27 protein-coding genes are annotated in these 25,523 nt (G+C 74.2%); 19 read left to right on the forward strand and 8 right to left on the reverse strand.

Translation table 11 applies throughout. The features are described 5' to 3' along the window. Positions 1 to 117: 117 nt before the first annotated feature. Positions 118 to 750, reverse strand: a complete 633-nt coding sequence (locus ACZ4VT_RS17590) for a TetR/AcrR family transcriptional regulator (protein WP_467950556.1) — start codon at positions 748 to 750, stop codon at positions 118 to 120. Between the two features lie 153 nt (positions 751 to 903). On the opposite strand from ACZ4VT_RS17590, the gene ACZ4VT_RS17595 reads away from it, so the two are divergent. From ACZ4VT_RS17595 to ACZ4VT_RS17625, 7 genes are all read left to right on the forward strand, one after another. Then, positions 904 to 1,806: a phosphatase PAP2 family protein gene (locus ACZ4VT_RS17595; protein WP_467950557.1), complete on the forward strand. Its 903-nt coding sequence runs from the start codon at positions 904 to 906 to the stop codon at positions 1,804 to 1,806. Beyond that, positions 1,803 to 2,705 (forward strand): DMT family transporter, encoded by a 903-nt coding sequence (locus ACZ4VT_RS17600; RefSeq protein ID WP_467950559.1) that lies wholly within the window; start codon positions 1,803 to 1,805, stop codon positions 2,703 to 2,705. Before ACZ4VT_RS17595 ends, ACZ4VT_RS17600 begins: the two co-directional genes overlap by 4 nt. 149 nt (positions 2,706 to 2,854) lie before the next feature. Continuing rightward, complete coding sequence (locus tag ACZ4VT_RS17605; RefSeq protein ID WP_030390536.1) at positions 2,855 to 3,121, forward strand: GlsB/YeaQ/YmgE family stress response membrane protein; 267 nt, start codon at positions 2,855 to 2,857, stop codon at positions 3,119 to 3,121. 168 nt (positions 3,122 to 3,289) lie between these two features. Further along, positions 3,290 to 3,769 (forward strand): ribonuclease E activity regulator RraA, encoded by a 480-nt coding sequence (gene rraA / locus ACZ4VT_RS17610; protein ID WP_467950560.1) that lies wholly within the window; start codon positions 3,290 to 3,292, stop codon positions 3,767 to 3,769. Positions 3,770 to 3,841: 72 nt separating this feature from the next. Beyond that, positions 3,842 to 5,497: a peptide-N4-asparagine amidase gene (locus tag ACZ4VT_RS17615; protein ID WP_467950562.1), complete on the forward strand. Its 1,656-nt coding sequence runs from the start codon at positions 3,842 to 3,844 to the stop codon at positions 5,495 to 5,497. A 27-nt stretch (positions 5,498 to 5,524) separates the two neighbouring features. Continuing rightward, complete coding sequence (locus ACZ4VT_RS17620; protein ID WP_467950564.1) at positions 5,525 to 7,255, forward strand: serine/threonine-protein kinase; 1,731 nt, start codon at positions 5,525 to 5,527, stop codon at positions 7,253 to 7,255. Between the two features lie 77 nt (positions 7,256 to 7,332). Next, positions 7,333 to 8,271, forward strand: coding sequence for a phytoene/squalene synthase family protein (locus ACZ4VT_RS17625; RefSeq protein WP_467950566.1), 939 nt, complete (start codon positions 7,333 to 7,335; stop codon positions 8,269 to 8,271). Here ACZ4VT_RS17625 and ACZ4VT_RS17630 read toward each other — a convergent pair. Next, positions 8,255 to 9,031, reverse strand: a complete 777-nt coding sequence (locus ACZ4VT_RS17630) for a LysM peptidoglycan-binding domain-containing protein (protein WP_467950568.1) — start codon at positions 9,029 to 9,031, stop codon at positions 8,255 to 8,257. The two genes, ACZ4VT_RS17625 and ACZ4VT_RS17630, sit on opposite strands and share 17 nt — an antisense overlap. A 375-nt stretch (positions 9,032 to 9,406) precedes the next feature. Next, complete coding sequence (locus tag ACZ4VT_RS17635) at positions 9,407 to 10,387, reverse strand: dihydrodipicolinate synthase family protein (RefSeq protein ID WP_467950570.1); 981 nt, start codon at positions 10,385 to 10,387, stop codon at positions 9,407 to 9,409. Positions 10,388 to 10,458: 71 nt separating this feature from the next. Between ACZ4VT_RS17635 and ACZ4VT_RS17640 the strand changes: the two genes are divergently transcribed. From ACZ4VT_RS17640 to ACZ4VT_RS17650, 3 genes are all read left to right on the forward strand, one after another. Next, complete coding sequence (locus ACZ4VT_RS17640; protein ID WP_467950572.1) at positions 10,459 to 11,391, forward strand: LysR family transcriptional regulator; 933 nt, start codon at positions 10,459 to 10,461, stop codon at positions 11,389 to 11,391. A gap of 73 nt (positions 11,392 to 11,464) precedes the next feature. Continuing rightward, a complete protein-coding gene (locus ACZ4VT_RS17645; RefSeq protein WP_467950574.1) occupies positions 11,465 to 12,550 on the forward strand; it encodes an S-(hydroxymethyl)mycothiol dehydrogenase in 1,086 nt (361 codons plus the stop codon). Positions 12,551 to 12,812: 262 nt separating this feature from the next. Further along, on the forward strand, positions 12,813 to 14,117 hold the full coding sequence (locus tag ACZ4VT_RS17650; RefSeq protein ID WP_467950635.1) for an alpha/beta fold hydrolase: 1,305 nt from the start codon (positions 12,813 to 12,815) through the stop codon (positions 14,115 to 14,117). Position 14,118: 1 nt separating this feature from the next. On the opposite strand, the gene ACZ4VT_RS17655 is transcribed toward ACZ4VT_RS17650, so the two are convergent. Next, positions 14,119 to 14,910 carry an MBL fold metallo-hydrolase gene (locus ACZ4VT_RS17655; protein WP_467950576.1) on the reverse strand — a complete coding sequence of 264 codons (792 nt, stop codon included), beginning with the start codon at positions 14,908 to 14,910 and terminating at the stop codon, positions 14,119 to 14,121. 18 nt (positions 14,911 to 14,928) lie between these two features. Between ACZ4VT_RS17655 and ACZ4VT_RS17660 the strand changes: the two genes are divergently transcribed. Continuing rightward, positions 14,929 to 15,690, forward strand: coding sequence for a PIG-L deacetylase family protein (locus ACZ4VT_RS17660; RefSeq protein ID WP_467950577.1), 762 nt, complete (start codon positions 14,929 to 14,931; stop codon positions 15,688 to 15,690). Positions 15,691 to 15,761: 71 nt separating this feature from the next. Beyond that, positions 15,762 to 16,595, forward strand: coding sequence for an enoyl-CoA hydratase/isomerase family protein (locus ACZ4VT_RS17665; RefSeq protein WP_467950581.1), 834 nt, complete (start codon positions 15,762 to 15,764; stop codon positions 16,593 to 16,595). 12 nt (positions 16,596 to 16,607) lie between these two features. Here ACZ4VT_RS17665 and ACZ4VT_RS17670 read toward each other — a convergent pair whose 3' ends face one another. From ACZ4VT_RS17670 to ACZ4VT_RS17680, 3 genes are read right to left on the reverse strand one after another with little or no spacing between them, the layout of a single operon-like run. Then, positions 16,608 to 16,976, reverse strand: coding sequence for a hypothetical protein (locus tag ACZ4VT_RS17670; protein ID WP_467950583.1), 369 nt, complete (start codon positions 16,974 to 16,976; stop codon positions 16,608 to 16,610). A gap of 39 nt (positions 16,977 to 17,015) precedes the next feature. Further along, positions 17,016 to 17,915, reverse strand: coding sequence for an SDR family oxidoreductase (locus tag ACZ4VT_RS17675; RefSeq protein ID WP_467950586.1), 900 nt, complete (start codon positions 17,913 to 17,915; stop codon positions 17,016 to 17,018). Positions 17,916 to 17,964: 49 nt separating this feature from the next. Beyond that, a complete protein-coding gene (locus tag ACZ4VT_RS17680) occupies positions 17,965 to 19,119 on the reverse strand; it encodes a hypothetical protein (protein WP_467950588.1) in 1,155 nt (384 codons plus the stop codon). 223 nt (positions 19,120 to 19,342) lie between these two features. On the opposite strand from ACZ4VT_RS17680, the gene ACZ4VT_RS17685 reads away from it, so the two are divergent. The 7 genes from ACZ4VT_RS17685 (at position 19,343) to ACZ4VT_RS17715 (ending at position 25,136) form a co-directional block, all read left to right on the forward strand. Then, on the forward strand, positions 19,343 to 20,317 hold the full coding sequence (locus ACZ4VT_RS17685) for an NADPH:quinone oxidoreductase family protein (RefSeq protein WP_467950590.1): 975 nt from the start codon (positions 19,343 to 19,345) through the stop codon (positions 20,315 to 20,317). After that, complete coding sequence (locus tag ACZ4VT_RS17690; RefSeq protein WP_467950592.1) at positions 20,314 to 21,513, forward strand: acyl-CoA dehydrogenase family protein; 1,200 nt, start codon at positions 20,314 to 20,316, stop codon at positions 21,511 to 21,513. The genes ACZ4VT_RS17685 and ACZ4VT_RS17690 overlap by 4 nt, the downstream gene beginning before the upstream one ends. After that, positions 21,510 to 22,679 carry an acyl-CoA dehydrogenase family protein gene (locus ACZ4VT_RS17695; RefSeq protein ID WP_467950594.1) on the forward strand — a complete coding sequence of 390 codons (1,170 nt, stop codon included), beginning with the start codon at positions 21,510 to 21,512 and terminating at the stop codon, positions 22,677 to 22,679. The genes ACZ4VT_RS17690 and ACZ4VT_RS17695 overlap by 4 nt, the downstream gene beginning before the upstream one ends. A gap of 142 nt (positions 22,680 to 22,821) precedes the next feature. Beyond that, positions 22,822 to 23,256: a hypothetical protein gene (locus tag ACZ4VT_RS17700; RefSeq protein ID WP_467950597.1), complete on the forward strand. Its 435-nt coding sequence runs from the start codon at positions 22,822 to 22,824 to the stop codon at positions 23,254 to 23,256. Between the two features lie 16 nt (positions 23,257 to 23,272). Beyond that, on the forward strand, positions 23,273 to 23,812 hold the full coding sequence (locus ACZ4VT_RS17705) for a GNAT family N-acetyltransferase (protein WP_467950599.1): 540 nt from the start codon (positions 23,273 to 23,275) through the stop codon (positions 23,810 to 23,812). A gap of 59 nt (positions 23,813 to 23,871) precedes the next feature. Beyond that, on the forward strand, positions 23,872 to 24,243 hold the full coding sequence (locus ACZ4VT_RS17710) for a tyrosinase family oxidase copper chaperone (RefSeq protein ID WP_362804853.1): 372 nt from the start codon (positions 23,872 to 23,874) through the stop codon (positions 24,241 to 24,243). A gap of 29 nt (positions 24,244 to 24,272) precedes the next feature. Continuing rightward, on the forward strand, positions 24,273 to 25,136 hold the full coding sequence (locus tag ACZ4VT_RS17715) for a tyrosinase family protein (protein ID WP_467950602.1): 864 nt from the start codon (positions 24,273 to 24,275) through the stop codon (positions 25,134 to 25,136). 82 nt (positions 25,137 to 25,218) lie between these two features. On the opposite strand, the gene ACZ4VT_RS17720 is transcribed toward ACZ4VT_RS17715, so the two are convergent. Next, positions 25,219 to 25,506, reverse strand: a complete 288-nt coding sequence (locus tag ACZ4VT_RS17720; protein ID WP_362804847.1) for a chaplin — start codon at positions 25,504 to 25,506, stop codon at positions 25,219 to 25,221. Between the last annotated feature and the right edge of the window lie 17 nt (positions 25,507 to 25,523).

Here is a 25,523-nt window from a genome sequence, read left to right on the forward strand (position 1 = left end):
CGGCGGCCACTCCTCGAGTGAGTGGCCGCCGCCCGGTCCGGGTGGCGCGCTGCCGCCGTCCCCACGAGGCAGCGCGGGCGGGTCGCCGTCAGGTCATCGGGACGGCGGCCCGCCGGTTCAGGGGGTCCGGCCGGCCGGGGGCCGGGCGGGGTGGGAGGGTGCGAGGCCCAGGGACGGGAGCATGACGGCGTCGACGAACCGCACCAGGTAGTCGGCGTCCGCGTACCGTCCTTCCAGTAGCGGCCGGATCCTGAGCACGCCCATCAGCTGGGCCGGCAGGAACTCCACGGCCGGGTGGCCGGCGGCGATCTCGCCGCGTGCCACGGCCCGCCGCACCATCACGTCGAACGCGGCGAGTTCGGGATCGACCAGTGCCTCGCGCAGGGCGGCCTGGAGCTCCTCGTCACTGAGCACGGCGTGTCCGAGGGCCTGCGTCAGCCGGGTGTCACGCCCTGAGGTGCCGGCCGCGATGCGGGCCGCCTCGCGCAGGTCGCCCGCCAGGGTCCCGGTGTCCACCGCGACGAGACTGCCGCGCCGGCCGGCGCGCAGGGCGGCGGCGACGAGCTGGGGCTTGGTCTTCCACTGGCGGTAGAGCGTGGACTTGCCACAGCTGGCCCGGGCGGCGACGCCCTCCATGGTCAGCGCCTCGTAGCCGTGCTCGCGCAGCTGCTCCAGGACGGCGTCGTAGAACTCCTGCTCCCGCTCCGGGGTGATCTTGGAGCGGCGCGCGGGGGGCGGCGTCGACGTCATGGGGTGCGGCTCTCCTCGGGGGCTCCTCGGCGGCGGTTCCACTACGGAAGTGTACGGGAACGCGACCGTATCGGTACACCAGCGTATCGATACGCCAATGTATCGATACACTGGCGTGTCGCAGTGCGCGTAAACAGGAAGAGAGACCGGGGGATGACCTCCCACACCACAGCTGCCGGGCCGGAGGCCGGGCCAGCCGGACCGAGAGCCGCGCGCCGCCGCCTCATACGCGAGCTGCTGCTCGTCGCGGGCTTCTTCACCGTCTACAAGGCCGGTCGGCTGCTCTCGACCGACCGCACCGGGGAAGCGTTCCGCAACGCGGAGCGCATATGGGACGCCGAGCGAGCGCTGCGCCTGCCCGGTGAAGGCGCGGTGCAGCGGCTGCTGCTCCACGGGGAGGCCCTCGTGCACACCGCGAACACCTACTACGCGGTCGTCCACTTCCCCGCGACCGCGCTCTTCCTGATCTGGCTCTACGTCCGCCGCCCCGCGCACTACCTGTGGACCCGCCGGGTCCTGGCCGTGCTCACCGGAGCCGCCCTCGTCCTGCACCTCGCCTTTCCGCTCGCACCCCCGCGGATGCTCGAAGCGGCAGGGCTCATCGACACCGGGCAGGTCTACGGGCCCACCGTCTACCGGGCCGCGCCGGACGCCGACACCCTGGCCAACCAGTTCGCCGCGATGCCCTCGCTGCACTTCGGCTGGGCGCTGATGCTCGCGCTCGGCGTGATCGCCGCCACCCGCACCCCGTCCCCGGGCGGGAAGGCCCCCTCCCGGTGGCGCCTGCTGTGGCTGCTGCACCCGTTGCTGACCCTGCTGGTGATAGTCGGCACGGCCAACCACTACTGGCTCGACGCGGTCGTGGCCGCCGTCCTGCTCGGGGCGGCCCTGCTGCTGATCCCCCGGCCGCGCGCGGGCGGCCCCGGCGCGGACCCGCGTACGGATTCGGGCACGGATGCAGGCACGGAGTCGGGCACGGACTCCGACGCGGACGCCGCCGCGGGAGGACTGCCGGACCGGCAGGGCGCCGCCGCCGCCGTGGGGGCCGGGCAATGAACGACACCGTCCTCGCCCTCGCGCTCTGCCTGGCCTCGGCCGTGGCCTACGCGGCCGGCGCCGTCGCCCAGGAGCGCCTCGCCCGCGCCGCCGTCGCGCGCAGCGCCAAGGCGCTGATGGGCTCCGGCGCCTGGTGGTGGTCGGCCGGGCTCAACGCGGCCGCCGCGCTCCTGCACGCGGCCGCCCTGCGGTACGGCCCCCTCACCCTGGTGCAGCCGCTCGGCGCGCTCACCCTGGTGGCCGCCGTCCCGCTGGGCGCGCGGCGGTCCGGACGCCGGGTGGCGGCCACCGAATGGCGGGGCACCCTGGCCACCGTCGCCGGGCTCGGCCTGCTCCTCCTCCCGGCCTCCGGGCCGGCCCCCGACGACACCCTCACCCTGGCCGAGGCGCTGGCCGTCTCCGGGGCGACGGCCGCCGTGATCCTGGTGCTGACCGCGTCCAAGGACCCGCGCTCGGGGCTGCGGCACGCGACGGCGTCCGGGCTGGCCTCCGCGGCGGCCTCCGCCCTGACCCAGACCGTGGCCGTGGCGGGCGGCCGCGGCGGGGCCCTGCTCAGCTTCCGGGTCGTCGCGGTGGCCCTGCTGGTCGTGTTCTTCGCCGTCGGCGGGATGCTCCTGTCGCAGCGGGCCTACCGCGGCGGCCTCGGCGCCCCGCTCGCCGTGGTGAACCTGGCCAACCCGCTCGCGGCGGCCGCCATCGGCATGGTCCTGCTCGGCGAACGCCTCCAGGGCGGAGCGCCGGGGATGCTGCTGGCCGCGGCCGGGGCCCTGCTGGCGGCCCGCGGAGTGGTCCTGCTGACCCGGACGCCGTCCGCCGGGGCGACGCCCCCGCGGGCGGTGCCCACCGCGGCTCCGGTCGCGGCCGAGCCCGCCGTGCCGGCCGGCCGCGTGGCGGTCTGAGCCGGAGAGAACCGTTTCGGCCACGGCCGCGTCCTCCCTGGTGAACGTCCGGACGCAGACATCGTCCGGACGCGACGGAACGACAACCGAGCGACAACCGAACGACTGAACGACTGAACGACTGAACCACCGAAGCGGAGTGACTGGGCATGGGGATCGTCAGCTGGATCATCCTGGGACTGCTGGCCGGCGGCATCGCCAAGGTCCTGTTGCCCGGCCGGGACCCCGGCGGTCTGATCGGCACCACCCTCATCGGCGTCGCCGGCGCCTTCATCGGCGGCTGGCTCTCGGCGAAGGTCCTGGACAAGCCGATCCAGACGGAGTTCTTCGACCTGGCCACCTGGGGCTCCGCCATCGCGGGCTCGCTGGTCCTGCTCATCGGCTACCGCATCCTGTTCGGCAACTCCCGGGACTGACCCGGCTCCGCGCGCCGGCACCGGATACCCGCGCCCGCCCTCGCGCCCGCGCCACGACCCGTCAGGTTCCGGCCGATCGGCACCGCTCGCCGGACCGAAGGAAGGCCCCACTACCCTGGCCGGACCACGCGATGTACGGGAACGAGCAGCGAGGAAACCGGTACTGACATGAGCGTCACCCCCGTCCCCACGGCCGACCTGTACGACGAGTACGGCGAATCCCTCGGCATCTGCACCACCGCGTTCCGCCGGTTCGGCGGCCGCCGCCTGTTCGCCGGTCCCGTACGGACCGTCCGCTGCCACGAGGACAACGCCCTGCTGCGCACCCTCGTGCACACGCCGGGCGAGGGCGCCGTGCTCGTCGTGGACGGCGGCGGCTCGCCCCGGACCGCCCTGGTCGGCGACCTCCTCGCCGGCGCGGCCGAGAGCAACGGCTGGGCCGGCCTGATCATCAACGGCTCGGTCCGCGACAGCGTCGCCCTCGGCGGCCTCGACCTCGGCATCAAGGCGCTGGGCACGGTCCCGCGCAAGAGCGGCAAGACCGGCGAGGGCGCGGTGGACGAGCCCGTCACCATCGGCGAGATCACCTTCCGCCCCGGGGACACGGTCCACGCGGACGACGACGGCGTGGTCGTCCTGCGCGGCTGACGGCGAGAACAGGCCAGGGTCCGCGCACCGGCCCTGGCACGGCCGGGCCGGCCCGCGTATCACTGCGGATCCATGAGACGACACAGGATCACGGGCCTGCTCGGCGCGATCGCGCTGGCCGCCGGCACCCTGGCCGCCGCGGGACCCGCGCACGGCCTCACCCCGGCTGACCCGCCGTCCGTGCACGGCGTGACGCCGGCCGACCCGCCGCCCGCCGAGTTCGGCACCGACTGGCACGACCCCCGCACCCCCGCCCCGCCCGTCACCCGGCCCGCGACCCGGTCCTGCGAGGTAACCCTCGCCGAGGCGCAGTTCCGCGACTTCACCCCGTACCAGGGCAGTTACGCGCCGCCCGCGGCCTGCGGCACCGGCCCCTGGGCGAAGGTGGTCCTGCGCCTGGACGGCAAGGTCAAGGGCCGCCAGTACGACCGGCTCGGCCACCTCTCCCTCGGCGGCGTCGAGATCCTGCGGACCTCCACCCCCCAGCCCTCGCCCGACGGGATCACCTGGTCCGTGGAGAAGGACGTCACCCGCTACCGCGACACCCTCGCCCGCCCGCAGCCCGTCGAGATGCTCATCGGCAACGTCGTCAACGACACCTACACGGGCGTCATCGACGTCAAGGTGACCCTGACCTTCTACGCCGCCGGGGGCGGCGCCGCGGCCCCCGACACCCCCGACCGCGTCCTGCCCCTCACCTCCCCGTCGGTCACCACCCCGCGCAACACCGAGCGGCTGCTGGCCGAGGTGTACGCCACCGGCTCCGGCGGCGGCTGCGAGGAGTACTGGTACATGACCACCCCGGACGCCGCCCCGTACTCCTGCAAGGCCGCCGACGGACCCCACCGGGAGGTCCGCGTTTCCGTCGACGGGCAGCTCGCCGGCATCGCCGCGCCCTTCCCGACCGTCTGGACCGGCGGCTGGTCCAACCCCTTCCTCTGGTACGTCACCCCCGGCCCGCGCGCCTTCGACGTCCGGCCGATCCGCTACGACCTCACCCCCTACGCCGCCCTCCTCAACGACGGCCGCCCGCACCGGATCGAGGTGTCCGTCGCGGGGGTGCCGGCCGGCCAGAGCGGCTGGAGCACCCCCACCAACCTGCTGCTGTGGCAGGACGAGGACCGACGGGTCGTCACCGGCGCCCTGACCCGGCACGAGCAGAGCGATCCGGCGGGCCACTCCCGCTGGACGCCGGCCGCACCCGGCGGACAACACCGCCTGGACACCGAGGGCGGCCACCGGCTGACCGTCGCCGGGTACCTGAACACCTCCCACGGCCGGGTGGCCACCACCGTCACCCGCACCGTGCACAGCACCTCCGTCCACCGCTGGACCGAGGGCGAGAACCTCGACGCCCTCGACGCCACCTGGACCGACGAGGAGAGCGTCACGCACGGGCCGGCCACCACCCGGACCGCCCGCACCTACACGATGAACGGCGAGACCACCCTCGGCGCCGGTGACCGGCTGCGCACCGTCCTCGCGCTCGGCGACCGCGCGGACACCGTCACCCTGCGCGGCGGCCGGCCGGTGGACTCGTCCCGGCTCGACGACCAGTACACGGGTGACGCCACCTACACGGCGAACGTCCCGCGCGACCAGCGGCACGCGGTCGCCACCACCACCGCACGCCACCGCCTATACGGGGCAGGAGCGCCCGGAGGTTGTTACGACCGTACGGTCGGCACCGTCCAGGGCACGGTGACGGTGGACCGCCTCCGCTGCTGACACGGCGGGCGCCTACGATGACCGGCCATGGATACGAGTGATGCCGGCAGACAGCTGATCGACGGGCGCTTCGAACTGGTCGCGCCCCTGGGCAGCGGCGGCATGGGTACGGTGTGGCGGGCCCGCGACATCGCCCTGCACCGCGAGGTCGCACTCAAGGAGGTGCGCCCGCCGGACCCGGCGACCGCCGCCGCCCAGCCCGGCCTCACCGACCAGCTGCGCGAACGGGCCGTCCGCGAGGCCCGCGCCCTCGCCCGGCTCGCCCACCCCCACGTGGTGACGATCCACCACATCGTCGAACCGGCGGCCGGCGCGGACGGACACCCGTGGATCGTCATGGAGCTGGTCCAGGGCGGCTCCCTGCACGACCGTCTGGTCGCCGGCCCAATGCCGCCCGAAGACGTGCTCCGGCTCGGCCTCGACGTCCTGTCCGCGCTGCGCGCCGCACACGCCGAGGGGGTACTCCACCGCGACGTGAAGCCGGCCAACGTGCTGCTGCGCCCGAACGGGTCGGCGGTGCTCACCGACTTCGGCATCGCGGCGCTGCACGGATCGACCGCGCTCACCTCGACCGGGGTGCTGATCGGCTCGCCCGAGTACATCGCGCCCGAACGCGTCCGCGGGGAGGAGGGGCTGGCCGCCTCCGACCTGTGGTCGCTGGGCATGCTGCTGTACGTGGCCTCGGAAGGGGTCCACCCGCTGCGCCGGGCCACCAGCCTGGCCACCGTCGTCGCCGTGCTCGACGAGCCGATCCCGGCGCCCGTACGCTCCGGCCCGCTGGGGCCCGTACTGGAACGGCTGCTCGTACGGGACCCGGCCGCGCGACCCGACGGAGCGCAGCTGGAAGACCTGCTCCGGGACGCGAGCACCGCTCTCGGGGCCGGCTCCGGTACGGGCGGCGGTGCCGCCGTGTCCGTGGCCACCCCTGTCACCCCCGCTGCCCCGGCCGGCCCGGGTCCGTACGGGCAGTACAACCCCTACGGCGGCTCGTACGGGCCGCCCACCGCGCCGCCCACCCCGCCGCCGTTCGGCAGCCCGGCCGGCTCCCCCTACGCGGCCACCACCGCGACGATCCCCGCCACGCCGCCCGCCCCGCGCCGGCGCCCGGTCCTGCTCGGCGCCGCGCTCGCGGCGGTGCTGGTGGCCGCGGTCGTCGGCGCGGTCCGGTGGCTGCCCGACGGGGGCGCGGGCAACGACGACGCGAAGAGCCCGGAGACCCGCACCAGTACCGCCGCCGCCCCGTCCGGCCCCACCACCCCCGGCGCTTCGACCCCCGCGCCGAAGGCGAGCACGGCCAAGACCGGGACGGCCACCAAGGGCAGCATGCTCACCCCGGAGAACATCCGGACGGCCCTCGAAGCGCTCAAGCAGCAGACGGGCACCACGACCTTCGTGGACCTGAAGGTCTACGACGGCTACGTGCTCGCCTCCATCCCCACGGCCCCCGGCGCCGAGACCGTCGACGCCTGGCAGTACCGCGACGGCGCCGCCAAGCGTACCGGCCCGGACGGCACCGTCGACGAGGAAGAGCCGCTGATCGACATGGCCACGGTCAACTGGGACGCGCTGCCCGCCCTGCTGGAGCAGTCCAAGAAGGACCTGAACGTCCCGAACCCGACCTCGCGCTACGTCATCGTCGAACCCTGGATGATGGACCAGGTCCCGTGCATGCGGCCCTACCTCAGCGACGAGTACGGCCGCGGCGGCTACGTCCTCGCCGGAATCGACGGCAAGGTCAAGAAGGTCGTCGCCTCCTGAGATCGTGTACCGGTACAGACGTGCGGTCGCGGACGCGGCCGCACGTACGGTCCGACACGTCAAGGAGTTCGACGTCCATGCCCAGCTGGCGCACCACCCTCACGGCGGCCGGGATATCCGGCCCCCGGCTGCGGGACGACTACACGCACGCCGCCCGCCGGGTGCTCCGCCGGGAACCGGCCCCGTACCTCGCGCTCCGGCTGCTCGCCGCGCCGCCGCTGGTGCCGTACCTGGCCGCGGGACTCGCCTTCATGAACCTGGTCGACGACGTGGCCGAGACCGGCACCCCGCAGCAGCGGGCCGGGGGACTCTCGGCGCTGGCCGGGCGGACCGAGGCGGCCCTGGCATCGGGGGACAGCCCGGACCCCGTGCTGCGCGCCTACGCCCACGCGGTGGACTCCCGCGCCCTCCCCGCGCACTGGGTCTCCCGCTTCCTGGAGGGCGCCGCCACCGCCGAGGCCGCCTTCGACGGCTTCGCCGCCGAGGAGGACTTCCAGGACTATCTCGACGCCTACGCGTGGCCCGGCGTCCTGGTCTTCACCGGGCTCCAGTACCGGGGCGGCCCCGATCCCGAACAGGCCGCCGGCTGGCGGCGGTTCGTCGACGCCGCCCAGCGCGTGGACTTCCTCGCCGACCTCTGCGGGGACCTCGCGGACGGCCGGCTCTGCATCCCGCGCGAGCGCCTCGCGGAGCACTCCGTGACGCGCGCCGACCTCGAACAGGCCCGTGACACCCCGGGCGTGCGCGCCCTCCTCGCCGACGAGAGCCGACGTGCGCGCACGGCCCTCGACGCCACCCACGGCGTCCTTGACCTCGCCGAACCCGGACTGCGTCCCGTGATCGCGACGATGAGGGAGCTCATGGAGCACCAGCTGACCCGCGTGGAGCGGGCGGGCGTGGGCGCCCTGCGCCGGGACGTCGGCTACGGCTTGGCGGCGCCCCTGCGGATCCTCGTCCGCGCCGCCCGTCGGTCCGCGCCGTCCGTCACCGAGGCGGGGTCTAGTAGGGCCCGTTGACGTTGTCGATCGAGCCGTAGCGGGCTGCCGCGTAGTTGCAGGCGGCGGTGATGTTGGCGACCGGGTCGTAGGAGTTCTGCGAGGTGCCGGGCACGTGGTAGGCCCGGAAGGTCGGGTCGATGACCTGGAGCAGACCCTTGGACGGGATCCCGTTCTGGGCGTTGATGTCCCAGTTGTTGATCGCCATCGGATTGCCGGAGGACTCCCGCATCACATTGCGGTGAATTCCGTTGTAGCTGCCGGGAATTCCGTGCTTGGCCATGACGGCGAGGGACTCGCGGATCCACCCGTCGAGGTTGTTCGGGTACGCGGTGGCGGGCTTGGCGGCAGGTTTGGCGGCGGGCTTGGCGGCCGCCGCGAGGGCGGGCCGGGCGGCGGACCGGCTCGCACGGGCGGTCTCCGCCTCGGTGCCGAGCTGCAGTTTGATGCCGGGCCGGATGATTGACGGGTTGTCGCCGATGACGCTCCGGTTCGCCGCGTAGAGCTGCTGCCAGCCGCCGCTTACGGAATGGTCCGCGGCGATCTCCGAAAGGGTGTCGCCGGCGACCACGGAATAGGTCTTGGCGGCCGCCGTCGCCACGTTCGCTGCGGTGGTGGCGGTCGCGGCGGTCGTGGTCGTGGTCGCGGTCGTCGGCACCGCACCTGCGGTCGTCGCGCTGATCAGCGGCAGAGTGAGGGCCGCTCCACCGGTGCCGGCCAGGGCCAGCTTGCGGGTGATGGGGTGGTGCTTCGGCCGACGGTGCTTACCCTTTGCAGGCATGGCGGAATTCCTCGCGTGGGGGGACGGGAGAGCCCGGGCGGCGGCCTATTAGGCGAGCGGACCACCTGGAGTGAGGTGAAGGTAAGTGAGCTCTGAGGGCGGGAACAAGCCCCGAATTCCACCGATAGATCGACATCCCGCCATCGACCCGTTAAATGACCATGAAGGCCCCTCGCCGAAATAGCCGATTCCCTTTCCGGGAAAAGGGAATCGGCCGGTCTGTGGAAATGATGTTGGCCTCTCCCGCGTGACTCACATCACGGGTCGGAACCCCTTTGCTCAATACGGGCAAGTTCGGTCTCCATGCGCCTCATTCGGGCTACGGGAGCTTAGGTGGCGAATCGCCCATAGCGGACTCTTTCCGGCATCCGCCGCCTACTGTGGCGGGCCGTCGGGAAGCTCGCCCAGCCGTTCCAGGGTGGCCGCCATCGCGGCCTCCGAGGCCGGCAGCAGCGGGAGCCGTACGCCGGGGCTCGGAATGCGGCCCTGCGCGTGCAGTACGGCCTTGACGACCGCCGGATTGGGCTCCGCGAAGGCCGCCGCCGACATCCGGGCCAGCGCGTGCCCCAGCGGCCGGGCCCGGGCCACGTCACCGGCCCGCCAGGCCGCCGCGAGCTCCACGAACCGCTCCGTCGCCAGGTGTGCCGAGGCGAGGATCCCGCCGGCCGCACCCAGCGCCAGCAGCGGCGACAGGTACGCGTCGTCACCCGCCAGCACCTCGAACCCGGCCGGCAGGTCCCCGAGCAGCGCCACCGCGTCCTGGTCGATGCCGCCGCCCGCGTACTTCATCCCGGCGACCCCGGAGAGGGATCCGAGGGCCCGCAGCGCGGCCGCATCCAGCGGCTGCCCGGTGCGGTACGGGATGTGATAGACGATCAGCGGTACGGGGCTCACCTCCGCCAGCCGCGCGAAGTGGGCCAGCACCCCCGGCGCCGAGGGCCGTACGAACGCGGGCACGGTCACCAGCGCCGCCCGCGCCTGTGGCCACCGCGCCAGCCGGGCCAGGGAGGCCTCGGCGGCCCGGGTGCCGCTCGCCCCGGCGCCGACCGTGAGCAGCGCACCCCGCTCCCGGCAGACCTCGGCGCACACGCCGGTGACGAGGTCGCGCTCGGCCTCGTCGAGGCAGGCCGCCTCCGCGGTGGTGCCGAGGGCGACGATCCCGGTGGCGCCCGCGTCGAGCACCTCGTGGGCGAGTGCCTGCAGGGCCCCGACGGCCACGTCCCCGGCGGGGGTGAAGGGGGTGACGAGCGGTACGTGGATCCCGTGGAGCGAAGGCTCTTCCGACCTGTGCCGAGCGATGTCCTGCGTGTCCTGTGCCGTGTCCAGTGCCGTGTCCGGTGCCGTGTCCTGTGCCATGCCGAAGAGCCTCACCCGCCCGGAGCGTCAAATCCAGTTCGCGTTCCTTACCAGACCCGTAAGCTGAGCCGATGCTCGACGTACGACGCCTGCGCCTGCTGCGCGAACTCGCCCGCCGCGGCACCATCGCCGCCGTGGCCGAGGCCCTCGCGTTCAGCCCTTCGGCGGTCTCCCAGCAGCTCGGCGTGCTGGAACGGGAGGCCGGCCTGCCCCTGCTGGAGCGCACCGGCCGCCGGGTACGGCTCACCCCGGCCGGGGAGAACCTGGTCCGGCACGCCGAGGCCGTCCTCGAACGGCTGGAGCAGGCCGAAGCCGACCTCGCCGAGGCGCGCGGCGGCCTGGCGGGAGCCCTGCGGATCGGCGCCTTCCCCACCGCCACCCGGGCCATCGTCCCGGCCGCGCTCGCCGCCCTCGCCCGGCGCCACCCCGCCCTGGAGCCGATGGTCTCCGAGACCGATCCGGCGGCGGTGGCGCACGCCCTGCGGGCCGGCGACCTGGACGTGGCCCTGGTCCACGAGTACGACTTCGTCCCCGCCCCGCGGGAGCCGGGGCTCGCCACCGAGCCGCTCTTCGCCGAGGCGATGTACCTGGCCGCGCCCGCGGGCGAGACCCCAGGGCCGTCCGAGGGGCCCGACCCGGGCGCGGCCCTGCGCGCGCACGCGCGGGCGCCCTGGATCACCGCCACGCCCGGCACCCTCTGCCACGCCATGACCGTACGGGCCTGCGAGGCCGCCGGTTTCACGCCGAGGGTCCGCCACCAGGTCGACGAGTTCGCCACCGTGCTCGCGCTGGTGGCGGCCGGCCAGGGCGTGGCCCTCGTACCGCAGCTCGGGGTCACCGGCCCCTCGGACCCGGCCGTGCGCCTCACCCGGCTGTCCGTGCGCCGCCGTACCGGCCTCGCCTTCCGCAGCGGGGCGGGTGCCCATCCCGCCGTGGCCGCCTTCGGCGCGGCGCTCCGGGCCGCCGTACCACCGGATCTGGTCGGGTCGCGCGCCGAAACGTGACACAACTCCCGTACCGCGTGCCGTCCGTGTACGTTCGTTGATCCAGACGGATTCGATCAGAGCGGGGTACGACGTGACGCATCGCGTACGAGGGGTCATCGCCCGGAGCAAGGGCGCACCGGTGGAGACGACGACGATCCTCGTGCCCGACCCGGGACCCGGCGAGGCGCTCGTCAGGGTCCAGGCCTGCGGGGTCTGCCACACCGACCTGCACTACCGCGAGGGCGGGATCAACGACGAGTTCCCCTTCCTGCTCGGTCACGAGGCCGCCGGGATCGTCGAATCCGTCGGCCCGGACGTCACCTCCGTGGCCCCCGGCGACTTCGTCGTCCTCAACTGGCGCGCGGTGTGCGGCACCTGTCGTGCCTGCAAGCGCGGGCGGCCCTGGTACTGCTTCGCCACCCACAACGCCACGCAGCGCATGACCCTGGAGGACGGCACCCCGCTCTCCCCGGCCCTCGGGATCGGCGCCTTCGCCGAGAAGACCCTCGTGGCGGCCGGCCAGTGCACCAAGGTGGACCCGGCCGCTGCCCCCGCCGCCGCCGGACTCCTCGGCTGCGGGGTGATGGCCGGCCTCGGCGCCGCCCTGAACACCGGCAACGTCGGCCGGGGCGACTCCGTCGCCGTCATCGGCTGCGGGGGAGTGGGCAACGCGGCGGTGGCCGGAGCCCGGCTGGCGGGCGCCTCGAAGATCATCGCGGTGGACCTGGACGACCGGAAGCTGGAGTGGGCGCGCGGCCTGGGCGCCACCCACACCGTCAACGGCCGCACGGAGGACGTGGTCAAGGCCGTCCAGGCCCTGACCGAGGGCAACGGCGCGGACGTGGTCATCGACGCGGTGGGCCGCCCCGAGACCTACCGGCAGGCCTTCTACGCGCGCGACCTCGCCGGGACGGTGGTCCTGGTGGGCGTGCCGACCCCGGAGATGAAGCTCGAACTCCCGCTCCTCGACGTCTTCGGCCGCGGCGGTGCCCTCAAGTCGTCCTGGTACGGGGACTGTCTGCCCGAGCGCGACTTCCCGCTGCTCATCGACCTCTACCTGCAGGGCCGGCTCGACCTGGACGCATTCGTCTCCGAGACCATCCCGCTGGACGGGGTCGAGGACGCCTTCGCCCGGATGGAACGCGGCGAGGTGCTCCGCTCGGTCGTCGAATTCTGACCCCGAGTCCGCCCGCCCGCCGGCCGGGCCGCGGACCCCACCGGGCCGAACGCCCCACCGGGCCGCGGACCCCACCGGGCCGAACGCCCCACCGGGCCGCGGACCCCACCGGGCCGAACGCCCCACCGGGCCGAGGTCCACGGCGCCCGGCCCGGCCGGCAGGGCACCCCATAGACTCGGCCGACCGCCACCACCGCGCCCCGCCGCCACCCGGCCGGGGCGCGCCGTTCCGCACTCGTACCCCAGGGGGCCGCCCGTGACCATCGCCCACAGCTACCGCCAGCCCGGCACGGTTCTCAGCGACCACCGGTTCACCGTTCCCCTGGACCACGCCCGCCCGGACGGGGAGCGGATCGAGCTGTACGCCCGTGAGGTGGTCGCCACCGGCAAGGACCCCGAGACGCTGCCGTGGCTGCTGTACCTGGAGGGCGGTCCGGGCTTCGGCGCCCGCCGTTTCGTCGGCCGGCAGGCCTGGCTGGCGCGGGCCCTCACCGAGTACCGGGTGCTCCTGCTCGACCAGCGCGGAACCGGCCGCTCCACCCCGCTGAACCGGCAGACCCTGCCCCTGCGCGGAACACCCGCCCAGCAGGCGGAGTTCCTCTCCCACTTCCGCTCCGACTCGATCGTGCGCGATGCCGAGGCCATCCGCCCCGGCCTGACGGGCGGCGCGCCCTGGACCGTGCTGGGCCAGAGCTTCGGCGGGTTCTGCGCGACCCACTACCTCTCCACCGCGCCCGAAGGGCTCAGCGCCGCCCTGATCACCGGCGGCCTGCCCTCCCTCACGGCCACCGCCGACGAGGTGTACGAGGCCGCGTTCCCCCGCATCGAGCGCAAGAACCTCGCCCACTACGCCCGTTACCCGATGGACGTCGAGCGCGCCCGCCGGATCGCCGCCCACCTCGCGGACCGGCCGGCCGAACTCCCCGGCGGCCACCGCCTCACCGTCGAGGCCTTCCAGTCCCTCGGCATCCTCCTCGGCGGCGGCGACGGCAGCCACCAGCTCCACTACCTGCTGGAGGACGCCTTCGTGCCGACCCCGGCCGGCCCGGCCCTCTCCGACGCCTTCCTGGAGGGCGCCCGCGCCCTGCTCTCCTTCGCCGGCCACCCCCTCTACGCGCTGGTCCACGAGGCGATCTACGCCCAGGACCCGGCCACGCCCACCGCCTGGGCCGCCGAACGGGTCAGGGCCGGACACCCCCGGTTCGACGCGGCGAAGGCCCTCGCGGGCGACGAGCCACTGCTCTTCACCGGCGAGACCATCCACCCCTGGCACTTCACCACCGACCCGTCCCTCGTCCCGCTCCGCGAGACCGCCGAGCTGCTGGCCGCCCGTACCGGCTGGCAGCCGCTCTACGACCCGGCGCGCCTGGCGGCCAACGAGGTGCCGGTGGCGGCCGCCGTCTACCACGACGACATGTACGTCGACACCGCCGACTCCCTGGCCACGGCCCGCGCCGTACGCGGCCTGCGCACCTGGGTGACGGACGAGTTCGAGCACGACGGCGTCCGCGCGAGCGGCACCCGGGTCCTGGACCGACTGCTCTCCCTCGTGCGCGACGACGCCTGAGTCAGCCCGGCTCCACGAACGCGCGCGTCAGGTGCGCGGTGGCCAGCAGGGCGCCGCGCTCCCGGGCCCGCGCCAGCAGGGCCTCGCGCGAGTCGCGGGCGGTATCCCGATCGCGCTCGTGGGAGTACGGGACCGCCGGGTCGCCCAGCTGTACCGCGTGCACCAGTACGTCCCCGGTGACCACCACGTCCCGGGCGCCGGAGCCCTGATCCACCAGCACCGACTGGTGCCCGGGGGTGTGCCCGGGCGTCGGGAGCAGGGTGATGCCGGGGGCCAACCGGTGTGTCCCGTCCACCTCGTGCAGCCGGCCGCTCGCCCGCAGGGGCGCCACCGTCCAGTCCCACACCGGATCCGCCCGGTCCAGCGCGGCCACCTCGGCGCGCTGGACGACGTACCGGGCATCCGGGAAGAACGGCTCGCCGTCGTCCCCCGACGACCAGCCCGCGTGGTCCTCGTGCAGGTGGGTCAGGACCACCGCCTCCACGTCGGCCGGGGCGATACCGGCCGCCGCGAGGGCCTCCGGCAGCTGCCCCGGCACCGGCGCCCACGCGGCGGCAGGGGACCGGGCCGGCCCGACCCCGGCGTCCACCAGCACCCAGCGGCCGCCGGGCCGGGCGATCGCGAAGCAGCGGAAGTCCAGCCTCCATGCCCCGTCCGGTCCGGTCGCGCCCGGATCCAGCAGTGCGGCCCGGGCCCACGCGGCCTCGTCCGCCCCGGGGAAGGCGGTGCGGGCCGGCTCGAAGAAGATTCCCGTGGCGTCGAGCAGCGCCACCACCTGTCCATGACGGTCCATGCACCTATGGTGCGAGACATGACCGAACAACCTGATCAGCAGACCGCCTTGCAGCCCATGCCCACCGACTGGCAGCGTGCTCTCGCCGTGGTGGCCCATCCCGATGACCTGGAGTACGGGTGCGCGGCGGCCGTCGCGGACTGGACGGACGGGGGCCGGGAAGTCGTCTACGTCCTCGCCACGCGCGGCGAGGCGGGCATCGACAGCATCGCCCCCGCCGACTGCGCTCCGCTGCGCGAGGCGGAGCAGCGGGCCAGTGCCGCGGTCGTCGGCGTGTCCGAGGTGGAGTTCCTGGACTACCGCGACGGCGTCGTCGAGTACGGCCTCGATCTGCGCCGGGACATCGCCGCGGCCATCCGGCGGCACCGGCCCGAGCTGATCGTCACCCTCAACCACCGTGACACGTGGGGCGGCGCGCGGGGCGGCGGCTTCTGGAACACCCCCGACCACAAGGCCGTCGGCCGGGCCGTCCTGGACGCGGCCGGGGACGCCGGGAACCGCTGGATCTTCCCCGAGCTCATCGAGCAGGGCCTGGAGCCGTGGAACGGCGTGCGCTGGGTCGCGGTGGCGGGATCCACCACCCCGACGCACGCGGCCGACGCCGGCCCCGGGCTGGAGCGGTCGGTGAAGTCCCTGCTGGAGCACAAGGCGTACATCGAGGTGCTCACCGACCAGGACCCGGAGGAGTACGTCCGTACCTTCCTCACCGGGAACGCCCAGCAGGCGGCGGCCCGTTTCGGCGGCCGTCCGGCCGTGCCCTTCGAGGTCTTCCCCCGCTGACCCGCCGCCCCTAGTCTGACGGCTCGTCAGTTCGTCTGTCGTCAGCCATCGGGCCGGGGGTGCGGGACACGGTGATCGACACCATCTCCACGGAGATCGCGGAGGGTGAGGAGCGGATCCGGCTGGAGGTCGCGGACGGCCTCGCGGTCCTCACCCTGTGCCGCCCGGACAAGCTCAACGGCTGGAGCTGGGAGTCCACCCGCCAGCTCGGGCTGCTCGCGGACCGGATCCGCTTCGACGCGTCCGTCCGGGCGGTGCTGCTGCGGGCCGAGGGCCGGGCCTTCTGCGCGGGCATCGACGTGACCGCGCCCGGCGGTGCCATCACGGGCGGATCCGCCGCCGAGCGCACCCGGAACTACTACGAGGGCATCCGCTGGGTGCACGAGCGCTTCGCGGTCCTCGCGCGGCTTCCGCAGCCGGTGGTGGCCGCCGTCCAGGGCTACTGCCTCGGCTTCGGCTTCGAACTGGCCTTGATGGCCGACATCCGGGTGGCGGCCGAGGACGCCGTCTTCGCCCTGCCCGAAGCCGGGTTGGGCGTGGCGGTGGACGCGGGCGGCGACCTCCGCATCGCCCGCGAGGCGGGCGCGGGCTGGGCCAAGTACCTGGCCCTGACCGGCCGCCGGATCGACGCGGCGACGGCGCACCGCCTGAACCTGGTCCAAGTGCTCGTCCCCGGCGAGGAACTGGAGCCGGCCTCCCGCGCCCTTGCAGCGGAGATCGCCGCGAACGCGCCCCTCGCCGTCCAGGGCATCAAGCGCGCGGTCGACGCGTACGCCGACGCCGCCCTGCCCGCGGCCCTCGACCGGGTGGCGATGACCGCGGCCCTCACCCTCACCTCGGACGACTGCCGCGAGGGCTACGGGGCCAAGGCGGCCCGCCGCCCCCCGCGCTTCAGCGGAGGCTGAGCACCGGCCGGGTCACTCGTCGGCGCCGGGCATCCGCAGCCCGCGCGCCGCGAGGGCGCCCGGTATGCCGGACGGGTGGTCGCTCAGGGCCTCGTCCTCCACGGCCATGAGCACGGTGGCCGGCGTCACGGTGCGCAGCGGGCTGAGCGCGTCGGCGAGATGGGACTTCAGGTCGGGGTGGCCGTACCCGTACCCCTCGTCCACGCTCTCCGCGTAGTCGGCGCTCTGCGCGGGCGTCGCCGAGAAGGCGTCCGCGTCGAACCCCAGCCGCACCGTCCCGCCGGGTATGAGGGCGAACTCCTGCCCCTCGCGCTCGATGCGTCCTGCGGCGGCCGGGTCGAGCGAACGCCAGCGGCCAAGGGTCAGATCGGCGAGAGACATGATCCGATCCTCGCACCGGTCACTGACAACCGGCGTCGCTCAGGGGGCGAACGGGCCGCGCCCCAGCTGCTCCCGCACCGGGACGACCGCCGGATTGACCACCGAGCGGCGCTGCCAGTTCGCGCCGTCGACCACGAGCGTGTGGCCGGTGACGAAGCGGGCGTAGGGCGAGGCCAGGAAGGTGGCGGCCCAGCCCAGTTCACGCGGGGCGCCGACCCGCAGCGCGGGCTGCCGGGCGTCCTTGGAGTCCGGCGCGGCCCGCTCCAGGCCGCCGCGGATGTCCTCGGTCATGTCGGCGTGCGGGAACAGCCCCGGCACCAGCCCGTTGATCTGGATGCCATACGGGCCCCACTCGACGGCGAGCGTCTCCACCAGGTTCTTCACCCCGGCCTTGGCGGCGGCGCTGTGGGCGAAGCCGGGCCCGCCCGTCCAGGCGTACGAGGCGCCGATGTTCACGATCGAACCGGGGGTGCCCGCGGCGAGGTGGCGGCGGCCGAACTCGCGGGTCACGAACCAGGTCCCGGTCAGGGTGATGTCGACCACCGCCCGCCAGGCGTTCGGCGACAGGTCCTCCGCGGGCGAGGGGAAGTTCGCGGCCGCGTTGTTGACCAGGACGCCCGGTGGGCCGAGCGTCGCCTCGGCCGCGTCGAACACCTCCGCGATCCGCTCGGGATCCCTGATGTCGCAGACCGCGGCCGTCACCCGGCCCGCGCCGGGTACGGCCGCCAGTTCCTCCTGCGCCGCCTTCAGCTGCTCGGGGCGCCGGCCGGCGATCACCAGATCGGCTCCGAGCCGCGCGAACTCGGTGGCGATGGCCTTGCCCAGCCCGGTGCCGCCGCCGGTCACGAGGACCACCTGCCCCGCGTACGTACCGGGGGGCAGGGCGGCGGCGCCGAGCGGCGGGGGCGCGGGCAGGCCGCGCGGGATCTCGTCCGTCATGGGGCATCGATAGCGCGCCGGCGGCTAGATCACCATGCCCCGGACAGGATCAGCCCTCCGGCGCGTACGCCTGCTTGCTCGCGCACGTCCAGATCACGGCGCTGCTCGCCCCGGTCTCCCGGTCACTGACGGTGCCGCCGACGCGGTCGTCGTCGGTGGCGGCGAAGGCGCGGGTGCGCGGCACGGCACCCGGGGCGCCCGTCGGGAAGGGAAGCGCCAGCGGAGCGCCCTTGCCGGGCCAGTAGACGGCCTGGAAGTAGCTGGGCCGGCTCTCCTCGAAGTCGGTGGCGGTGCCGACGGCCACGTTCGTGGTGGGGCTGCTGCCCGAGAACTCCAGGTCGTGGTAGCCGTTCAGCCGGCCCGGGTCGGCGGGCAGGGCGTCGTACGGCTTCTTCCAGACGGCCGGGGTCAGCTTCGGGTCGTTGCGGTAGTAGTAGTCCTCCAGGCCGACGACGCGGCCGCGGTCGTCGATGTCCCTGCCGACCGTGGAGTACGAGTAGTGGTAGCCGTTCCACACCTGGAGGCTGTAGGGCGGGTAGCCGCCACCGGCCGGCCAGACCACCGGGAAGGTCTTCGTGACCATGATGTCGTTCTCGGCGTCGAAGGAGGAGCCGGAGACCGTGCCGACGATGTCGCCGCGCTTGTTGATGCCGTTCAGCGAGACGACCTCGCTGCCGGCGATCGCGTCGGCCGGAACGGGCAGTTCGCGCACGACCTTCCCGTTCACCTGCTCCTTGGCGACGCCCCCGTCGGCGTACACGACCCGCCCCGACTCGTTGACGTCGACGTCGACGGCGCGCCCCTCCTCGACGGGCGCGGTGAGCGGCTCGGAGGTCGCGGAGCCCAGCTGGTGGGTGAAGGCGACCCTGGAGCGGTCCGAGTCGCGGGTGGCCGTCCCCACCATCAGTCCCTTGGCGCTGACGGCCTTGACGCTGCCCCGGTCGAAGCCGGCGGGCAGCGGAACGGCGTGGACCGTGTGCTCGGCGCCGGTCCAGTAGGCGGGCCGGTCGCCGCTGTCGCCGACCACGAGCCCGCCGGTGCCGAAGCCCGTCACGGTGCCCCCGCTCACCCCCGGCAGGGAGGGGAGCAGCTCGATGGCGGGGCTGCACGCGGCGGCGCCGGAGGTCGCGGCGGCCGGTCCGGCGGCGGTGATCAGCCCTGCGAGGACGGCGGCGGCCCCCGCCGCGGCCGTCACGCTTCTCATCCCGATTCTGTTCACGGTGCGAGTCCCCCCGATGGTGCGGGTCATATGCCCTGCGGCATCAGCCTGTTGATCGATGTCGATCACTGTTGATCTACGGGACACATGCTGCACGACAAACAGGCCCCCTGCCCACACCTTCGGAGGGGATGGGTTCACAGGAGGGCAAGCGACCGCTTAGTATGCGCGCGGAGCGTGATTCCTCGACGGCGGCTGGAGGCCCCGGATGCAGGCATGGCGAGTACATACCCCCGGTGAGCCCCGTGAGGCCATGCGCCTCGAAGAGGTTCCCGAGCCGGTACCCGGCGAGGGCGAGGTGAGGCTCAGAGTGCTCGCGGCGAACGTCAACTTCCCCGACGCGCTGCTCGTCCGCGGGCAGTACCAGATCCGGCCCCCGCTGCCCTTCACCCCCGGCGTCGAGATCTGCGGCGAGACCGAGGACGGCCGCCGCGTCATCGCCAACCCGAGCCTGCCGCACGGCGGTTTCGCCGAGTACGTCACCGCGCCCGCGCGCGCCCTGCTGCCGGCCCCGGACACCCTCGACGACGCCGAGGCGGCCGCCCTGCACATCGGCTACCAGACCGGCTGGTTCGGCCTGCACCGCCGCGCCCGCCTGCGGAGCGGCGAGACCCTCCTCGTGCACGCGGCCGCCGGCGGGGTCGGCAGCGCCGCCGTCCAGCTCGGCAAGGCCGCCGGCGCCACCGTCATCGGGGTGGTCGGAGGCAAGGCCAAGGCCCGCACCGCCGAGGAGCTCGGCTGCGACCTGGTGATCGACCGCACGGCGGAGGACCTCGTCGCCCGCGTCAAGGAGTTCACCGGCGGGCGCGGCGCCGACGTCGTCTACGACCCGGTCGGCGGCGACTCCTACACCGCCTCCGCCAAATGCGTGGCCTTCGAGGGCCGCATCGTCGTCGTCGGCTTCGCCAGTGGCGCCATCCCGGCCCCCGCCCTCAACCACGCACTGGTGAAGAACTACGCCATCCTCGGCCTGCACTGGGGGCTCTACGCCACCAAGGAGCCAGCCGCCATCCTCGCCTGCCACACCGAGCTCACCCGCCTCGCCGCCGAGGGCGCCGTGAAACCGCTGGTCAGCGAACGGGTCCCGCTCGCCGCGGCCGCCGACGCCGTACAGCGCCTCGCCGACGGGACCACCACCGGCCGGCTGGTCGTCGTACCGGCGCAGGACGGGGGCCCCCGATGACCGCCGCGGCCACCACCGCAGAGGACCTGCGCGCCCGGGTACGGGACCTGCTCGCGGCCCACCCGCCCGGGGACACCTCCCGCACCGACTTCCTGCGCGCCCGCTTCGACGCCGGACTCGCCTGGGTCCACTACCCGGTGGGGCTCGGCGGTCTCGGCGCACCCCGCACCCTCCAGGCCGTCGTCGACGCCGAGCTGGAAGCCGCCGGCGCCCCCGACAACGACCCGCGCCGGATCGGCATCGGCCTCGGCATGGCCGCGCCCACGATCCTCGCGTACGGCACGGACGAGCAGAAGAACCGCTTCCTGCGCCCCCTGTGGGTCGGTGACGAGGTCTGGTGCCAGCTCTTCAGCGAGCCCGGCGCCGGCTCCGACCTCGCCGCGCTCGGCACCCGCGCGGTCCGCGAGACGGGCTCCGGCGACTGGATCGTGGACGGCCAGAAGGTATGGACCTCCAGCGCCCACACCGCCCGCTGGGCCATCCTGATCGCCCGCACCGACCCCGGACTCCCCAAGCACCAGGGCATCACCTACTTCCTCTGCGACATGCACGCCCCCGGCGTCGAGGTCCGGCCGCTGCGCCAGATCACCGGCGAGGCCGAGTTCAACGAGGTCTTCCTCACCGGCGTCCGCATCCCCGACAGCCACCGCCTGGGCGCGGTGGGCGAGGGCTGGGCCGTCGCCCGCACCACCCTGATGAACGAGCGCGTCTCCATCGGCGGCATGCGCATCCCGCGCGAGGGCGGCATGATCGCAACCGTCGCCGCCGCCTGGCGCGAGCGCCCCGCACTGCGCACCCACGCCCTCCACCAGCGGCTGCTGGAACTGTGGGTCGAGGCCGAGGTCGCCCGCCTCACCGGTGAACGGCTGCGCCAGCAGCTCGCCGCCGGACAGCCCGGCCCCGAGGGATCGGGCATGAAGCTCACCTTCGCCCGGCTCAACCAGGAGATCAGCGGACTGGAGGTCGAACTCCTCGGCGAGGAGGGCCTCCTGTACGACGACTGGACCATGCGCCGGCCCGAGGGCGTCGACTTCACCGGCCGCGAGGCCGGCTACCGCTACCTGCGCGCCAAGGGCAACAGCATCGAGGGCGGCACCAGCGAAATCCTCCTCAACATCGTCGCCGAACGCGTCCTCGGCCTGCCCCCCGAGCCGCGCGACGACAAGGACATCGCGTGGAAGGACCTCTCCCGATGACGAAGCCGACAACGCAGCCGACGCCGACGACGCGGTCAACGCCGAGTACGCAGCCGACACCGGCCGCGCCGACCGACCTGCTCTACTCCGAGACCGAGGAGGAGCTCCGCTCCGCCGTACGGGCCCTCCTCGCCGACCGCTGCGACGCGAAGAGCGTCCTCTCCCGGGCCGAGACCGGCCGGCCGCACGACCCGGCGCTCTGGAACACGCTCGCCGTCGGGATCGGCGCCGCCGGGCTCCTCGTACCCGAGAAGCTCGGGGGACAGGGCGCGAGCCACCGCGAGGCGGCCGTGGTCCTGGAGGAGCTGGGCCGGGCCGTGGCACCCGTCCCGTACCTGACGAGCGCGGTGCTCGCCACGGAGATCCTGCTCGGCTGCGACACCGCGGAGGCCACCCCGCTGCTGCGGGAACTGGCCTCCGGACACACCGTGTGCGTACCGGCCGTGCCGCTGACCCTCGCCCCCGGGGCGCCCCTCCCGCCCGCGGTCAGGGACTCCGGCGGCGGGGCGCTGACCGGCACCGTCACCGCCGTCGCGGACGCGGTGGCCGCCGACGTCCTGCTGGTCCTCGCCGACACCGGGCTGTACGCCGTCCCGGCCGCCTCCGCCGAGCTGTCCCCGCAGGTCCCGCTGGACCTGACCCGCCCGCTCGCCACCGTCACCCTGCGGTCGGCCGCCGGCACCCGCCTCGCCGACCCCGCCACAGCCCGGGCCGCCGTGGCCGGAGCGCTGCTCTCGGGGGCCGGACTGCTCGCCTCCGAGCAGCTCGGGCTGGCGGAATGGTGCCTGACGGAGACCGCCGGGCACGTCCGCACCCGCCACCAGTTCAACCGGCCCGTCGGATCCTTCCAGGCCCTCAAGCACCGCCTCGCCCGGCTCTGGCTCGACGTGGCCTCCGCGCGCGCGGCGGCCCGGGCCGCGGCCGACGCCCTCGCCACCGGGGCTCCCGACGCACCGCTGACCGTCGCCGTCGCCCAGGCCTACTGCTCGGGCGTGGCCGTCCGCGCCGCCGAGGAGTGCGTACAGCTCCACGGCGGCATCGGCATGACCTGGGAGCATCCGGCCCACCTCTACCTCAAGCGGGCCAAGGCCGACTCCCTGGCCCTCGGCACGGCGGGCCACCACCGCGGCCTGGTCGCCGACTTCGCCGAACTCCCGGCGCCGTAGGCCTGCGCGCGCGGCCTACGGGAGCTGGGGCACGGGTACGGCAACGCCCGGTGACGAGTCCGCCGGCCGTTCCCGGTACGGTCGGAACGCGCTGCTCCGGGCCGGCGGACAGGGTCGTCGTGCGTTTGGCGATCCTGCCGCCGTGCTCGCCGCCGCGGTAGTGGACGGTCGTCTCCAGCACCCCGCCCCCCTCGGGGCCGACCAGCCGCTGTCCCGGCACGTCCGCGAGGACCTCGTACACGGCGGCCCGCTGGCGTGGTGCGAGGGGCGCGAACGGGAGCAGGCTCCTCATGCCGCCCAGGTGGTCCGCACCCGGAGCCTCCTCCGGCCCGGACCGGGGGTCCTCGGTAAAGAACCGGGAGAGGACCGCTGGACGCACGACTGGGTGCTGCTCGTCCTCATCGCCCCCGTGGCCGTCCTGACCATGGTCCACCTGCCCCGCCGGGAGCTCCCGCACGGGGCCGGGGCCCCGGCCACGGCCGACACGGCCGTCTCCGCCGGCCTCGTGTTCACCCTGCGCATGGCCGCGGTCTTCCGCGACCTCCGCCTGCCCCGCCTGCGGCGCGTCCCCGGGTGATCCCTACGCTCACCGCATGACGAAGACCATCACCGCGCTCGACGCGGCCGGACTCAGCGCCCACCGCGACGAACTCGCCGCGCTCCTCCTCGCGGTGGTCGACGGCGGCTCCTCCCTCGGTTTCCTCGCCGGCCTCGACCACGAGGGCGCCGCCGCCTGGTGGGACTCCCTGCTGCCCGCCGTCGAGGACGGATCCCTCGCCCTGTGGGTCTCCCGCACCGGCGACGACGGCCGCATCGACGGCACGGTCAGCTGGTACCGGGAGTCCAAGCCCAACGGCCGCCACCGCGCCGAGCTGCGCAAGCTCATGGTCCACCCGGCCGCCCGCGGCCGCGGCACCGCCCGCGCGCTGCTCGCCGAGGCCGAGAGCGCCGCCGCCCGCGCCGGGGTGGTGCTGCTCTTCCTGGACACCGAGACCGGCAGCGGCGCCGAGCGCGTCTACCGCTCCGCGGGCTGGACGGAGGTCGGCACCATCCCCGACTACGCCACCGATCCGGCCGGCCGTCTGCACCCCACCACCCTCTACTACAAGCGGCCCCGTAACACTCACGGGTGACCTCGCCCGCCGCGCGGCGTTAGACCCGTAGCCGCCGGCCACCGAGCGAGGGAGACCGTATGTCCGCTGCATCCGACGCCGCACCACCGACCCGCCGCGCGGTCCTCCGTACGGCCTTCACCGCGGCCGTGCTCGCCGGTACGGCCGCGGCCCTGGCGCCCGTCCTGCGCGCCCGGCGCCCCCGGCAGACCCTCACCCCCGCGCCGCTCGCGGAGGAGGAGACGTACCGAGGCCGGCACATCGCCGTCGACGTCGCCGGGGTCCGCATCGACGGCCGCCCGCTGCACGTCATGCGCCGGGCCGACGGCAGCTACCTCAGCGGGATCAACCACTTCCAGTCCTATGAGACGCCGATGGAACTGGCCCGGGCCGCCGTCGACGAACTCGGCACGGCGCAGCTGGCGTTCGCGGCCGCCCCGCACCACGGCTGACACACCCACGGGAACGGGAGACCCCCGCGTTGCACACCCGGCAGAACCAGAAGAACCTGACCAGTGCCCAGAAGAAGCGGTTCACGACGGCGGTGCTGGAGTTGAAACGCAACGGCACCTACGACACGTTCGTGCGCACGCACGACAAGTACTTCGTGCCCGACCGCGACCGCAAGCTGCGCGTCGGGCACATGTCACCCTCGTTCTTCCCCTGGCACCGGCTCTACCTGCTGGAGTTCGAGCGGAGGCTGCAGGAGATCGACGCGGGCGTGTCCATCCCGTACTGGGACTGGACCACCGACACCAGCCCGGTCTCCTCCCTCTGGGCCGACGACTTCCTCGGCGGCACCGGCCGGGCGAGCGACCGCAAGGTGATGACCGGCCCGTTCGCCTACGACAAGGGCAACTGGACGGTGACCGTGGGCATCACGGAGTCCGCCTTCCTCACCCGCAACCTCGGCCGGCCGCAGAACCCGATCAAGCTGCCCACCGCGGCCGAACTGCAATGGGCGATCGACGATCCGGTCTACGACAGCGCGCCGTGGGACTCCACCGCGGGCGCGGGCGGCTTCCGCAACAAACTGGAGGGCTGGGCAGCGCCCAAGAGCGAGCGCTGGCGCAACCACAACAAGGTCCACCAGTGGATCGGCGGCCACATGACGGGCGGCACGGCGCCCAACGACCCGGCCTTCTGGCTGCACCACGCCTTCGTGGACCTGATCTGGGACCGCTGGCAGCAGAAGCACCCCGCCGCCGGCTACCTGCCCGCCGCCCCCCTCGCCCGCGGCGACCTCCAGCAGGGCCGGGTGATCTCCCTCGACGAGCCGATGCCACCGTGGAACATCCCGCCGCGCGAGATCCTCGGCCACCGGACCCTGTACCGCTACGAGTGATATGCCCGGGGCGAGGCAAGGAGACGACACACACGGGAAGGGCCCCCGCCATCCGGCGGGGGCCCTTCCGTCGATCAGGCGATCAGTGGCCGTAGCCCTCGCCCTCGGTGTGGTGCTTGTCACCGTGGCCCGACGCGTTGACGCAGGTGTTGCCGAACGCGGGGTTCAGCAGACCGATCACGTTCACCGTGTTGCCGCAGACGTTGACCGGAACGTGCACCGGAACCTGGAGCAGGTTGCCCGACAGGACACCGGGGGAGCCGACCGCCGCACCGTGCGCTCCGGCATCGGCGACGGCCAGACCGGCACCGGCGACCACGGCGCTACCGGTGACAGCGGTGATGGCGAATGCCTTCGCGATACGCGACATCAAGATCTCCTCGTGAG

The organism is Streptomyces sp. NPDC029164, from assembly GCF_055563995.1.

Excerpts from the sequence above, each read along its gene's own strand:
- ACZ4VT_RS17590 (WP_467950556.1), bottom strand. The coding sequence starts at position 750 with ATGACGTCGACGCCGCCCCCCGCGCGCCGCTCCAAGATCACCCCGGAG.
- ACZ4VT_RS17595 (WP_467950557.1), top strand. The coding sequence starts at position 904 with ATGACCTCCCACACCACAGCTGCCGGGCCGGAGGCCGGGCCAGCCGGA.
- ACZ4VT_RS17600 (WP_467950559.1), top strand. The coding sequence starts at position 1,803 with ATGAACGACACCGTCCTCGCCCTCGCGCTCTGCCTGGCCTCGGCCGTG.
- ACZ4VT_RS17605 (WP_030390536.1), top strand. The coding sequence starts at position 2,855 with ATGGGGATCGTCAGCTGGATCATCCTGGGACTGCTGGCCGGCGGCATC.
- rraA (WP_467950560.1), top strand. The coding sequence starts at position 3,290 with ATGAGCGTCACCCCCGTCCCCACGGCCGACCTGTACGACGAGTACGGC.
- ACZ4VT_RS17615 (WP_467950562.1), top strand. The coding sequence starts at position 3,842 with ATGAGACGACACAGGATCACGGGCCTGCTCGGCGCGATCGCGCTGGCC.
- ACZ4VT_RS17620 (WP_467950564.1), top strand. The coding sequence starts at position 5,525 with ATGGATACGAGTGATGCCGGCAGACAGCTGATCGACGGGCGCTTCGAA.
- ACZ4VT_RS17625 (WP_467950566.1), top strand. The coding sequence starts at position 7,333 with ATGCCCAGCTGGCGCACCACCCTCACGGCGGCCGGGATATCCGGCCCC.
- ACZ4VT_RS17630 (WP_467950568.1), bottom strand. The coding sequence starts at position 9,031 with ATGCCTGCAAAGGGTAAGCACCGTCGGCCGAAGCACCACCCCATCACC.
- ACZ4VT_RS17635 (WP_467950570.1), bottom strand. The coding sequence starts at position 10,387 with ATGGCACAGGACACGGCACCGGACACGGCACTGGACACGGCACAGGAC.
- ACZ4VT_RS17640 (WP_467950572.1), top strand. The coding sequence starts at position 10,459 with ATGCTCGACGTACGACGCCTGCGCCTGCTGCGCGAACTCGCCCGCCGC.
- ACZ4VT_RS17655 (WP_467950576.1), bottom strand. The coding sequence starts at position 14,910 with ATGGACCGTCATGGACAGGTGGTGGCGCTGCTCGACGCCACGGGAATC.
- ACZ4VT_RS17660 (WP_467950577.1), top strand. The coding sequence starts at position 14,929 with ATGACCGAACAACCTGATCAGCAGACCGCCTTGCAGCCCATGCCCACC.
- ACZ4VT_RS17670 (WP_467950583.1), bottom strand. The coding sequence starts at position 16,976 with ATGTCTCTCGCCGATCTGACCCTTGGCCGCTGGCGTTCGCTCGACCCG.
- ACZ4VT_RS17675 (WP_467950586.1), bottom strand. The coding sequence starts at position 17,915 with ATGACGGACGAGATCCCGCGCGGCCTGCCCGCGCCCCCGCCGCTCGGC.
- ACZ4VT_RS17680 (WP_467950588.1), bottom strand. The coding sequence starts at position 19,119 with ATGAGAAGCGTGACGGCCGCGGCGGGGGCCGCCGCCGTCCTCGCAGGG.
- ACZ4VT_RS17685 (WP_467950590.1), top strand. The coding sequence starts at position 19,343 with ATGCAGGCATGGCGAGTACATACCCCCGGTGAGCCCCGTGAGGCCATG.
- ACZ4VT_RS17690 (WP_467950592.1), top strand. The coding sequence starts at position 20,314 with ATGACCGCCGCGGCCACCACCGCAGAGGACCTGCGCGCCCGGGTACGG.
- ACZ4VT_RS17695 (WP_467950594.1), top strand. The coding sequence starts at position 21,510 with ATGACGAAGCCGACAACGCAGCCGACGCCGACGACGCGGTCAACGCCG.
- ACZ4VT_RS17705 (WP_467950599.1), top strand. The coding sequence starts at position 23,273 with ATGACGAAGACCATCACCGCGCTCGACGCGGCCGGACTCAGCGCCCAC.
- ACZ4VT_RS17710 (WP_362804853.1), top strand. The coding sequence starts at position 23,872 with ATGTCCGCTGCATCCGACGCCGCACCACCGACCCGCCGCGCGGTCCTC.
- ACZ4VT_RS17720 (WP_362804847.1), bottom strand. The coding sequence starts at position 25,506 with ATGTCGCGTATCGCGAAGGCATTCGCCATCACCGCTGTCACCGGTAGC.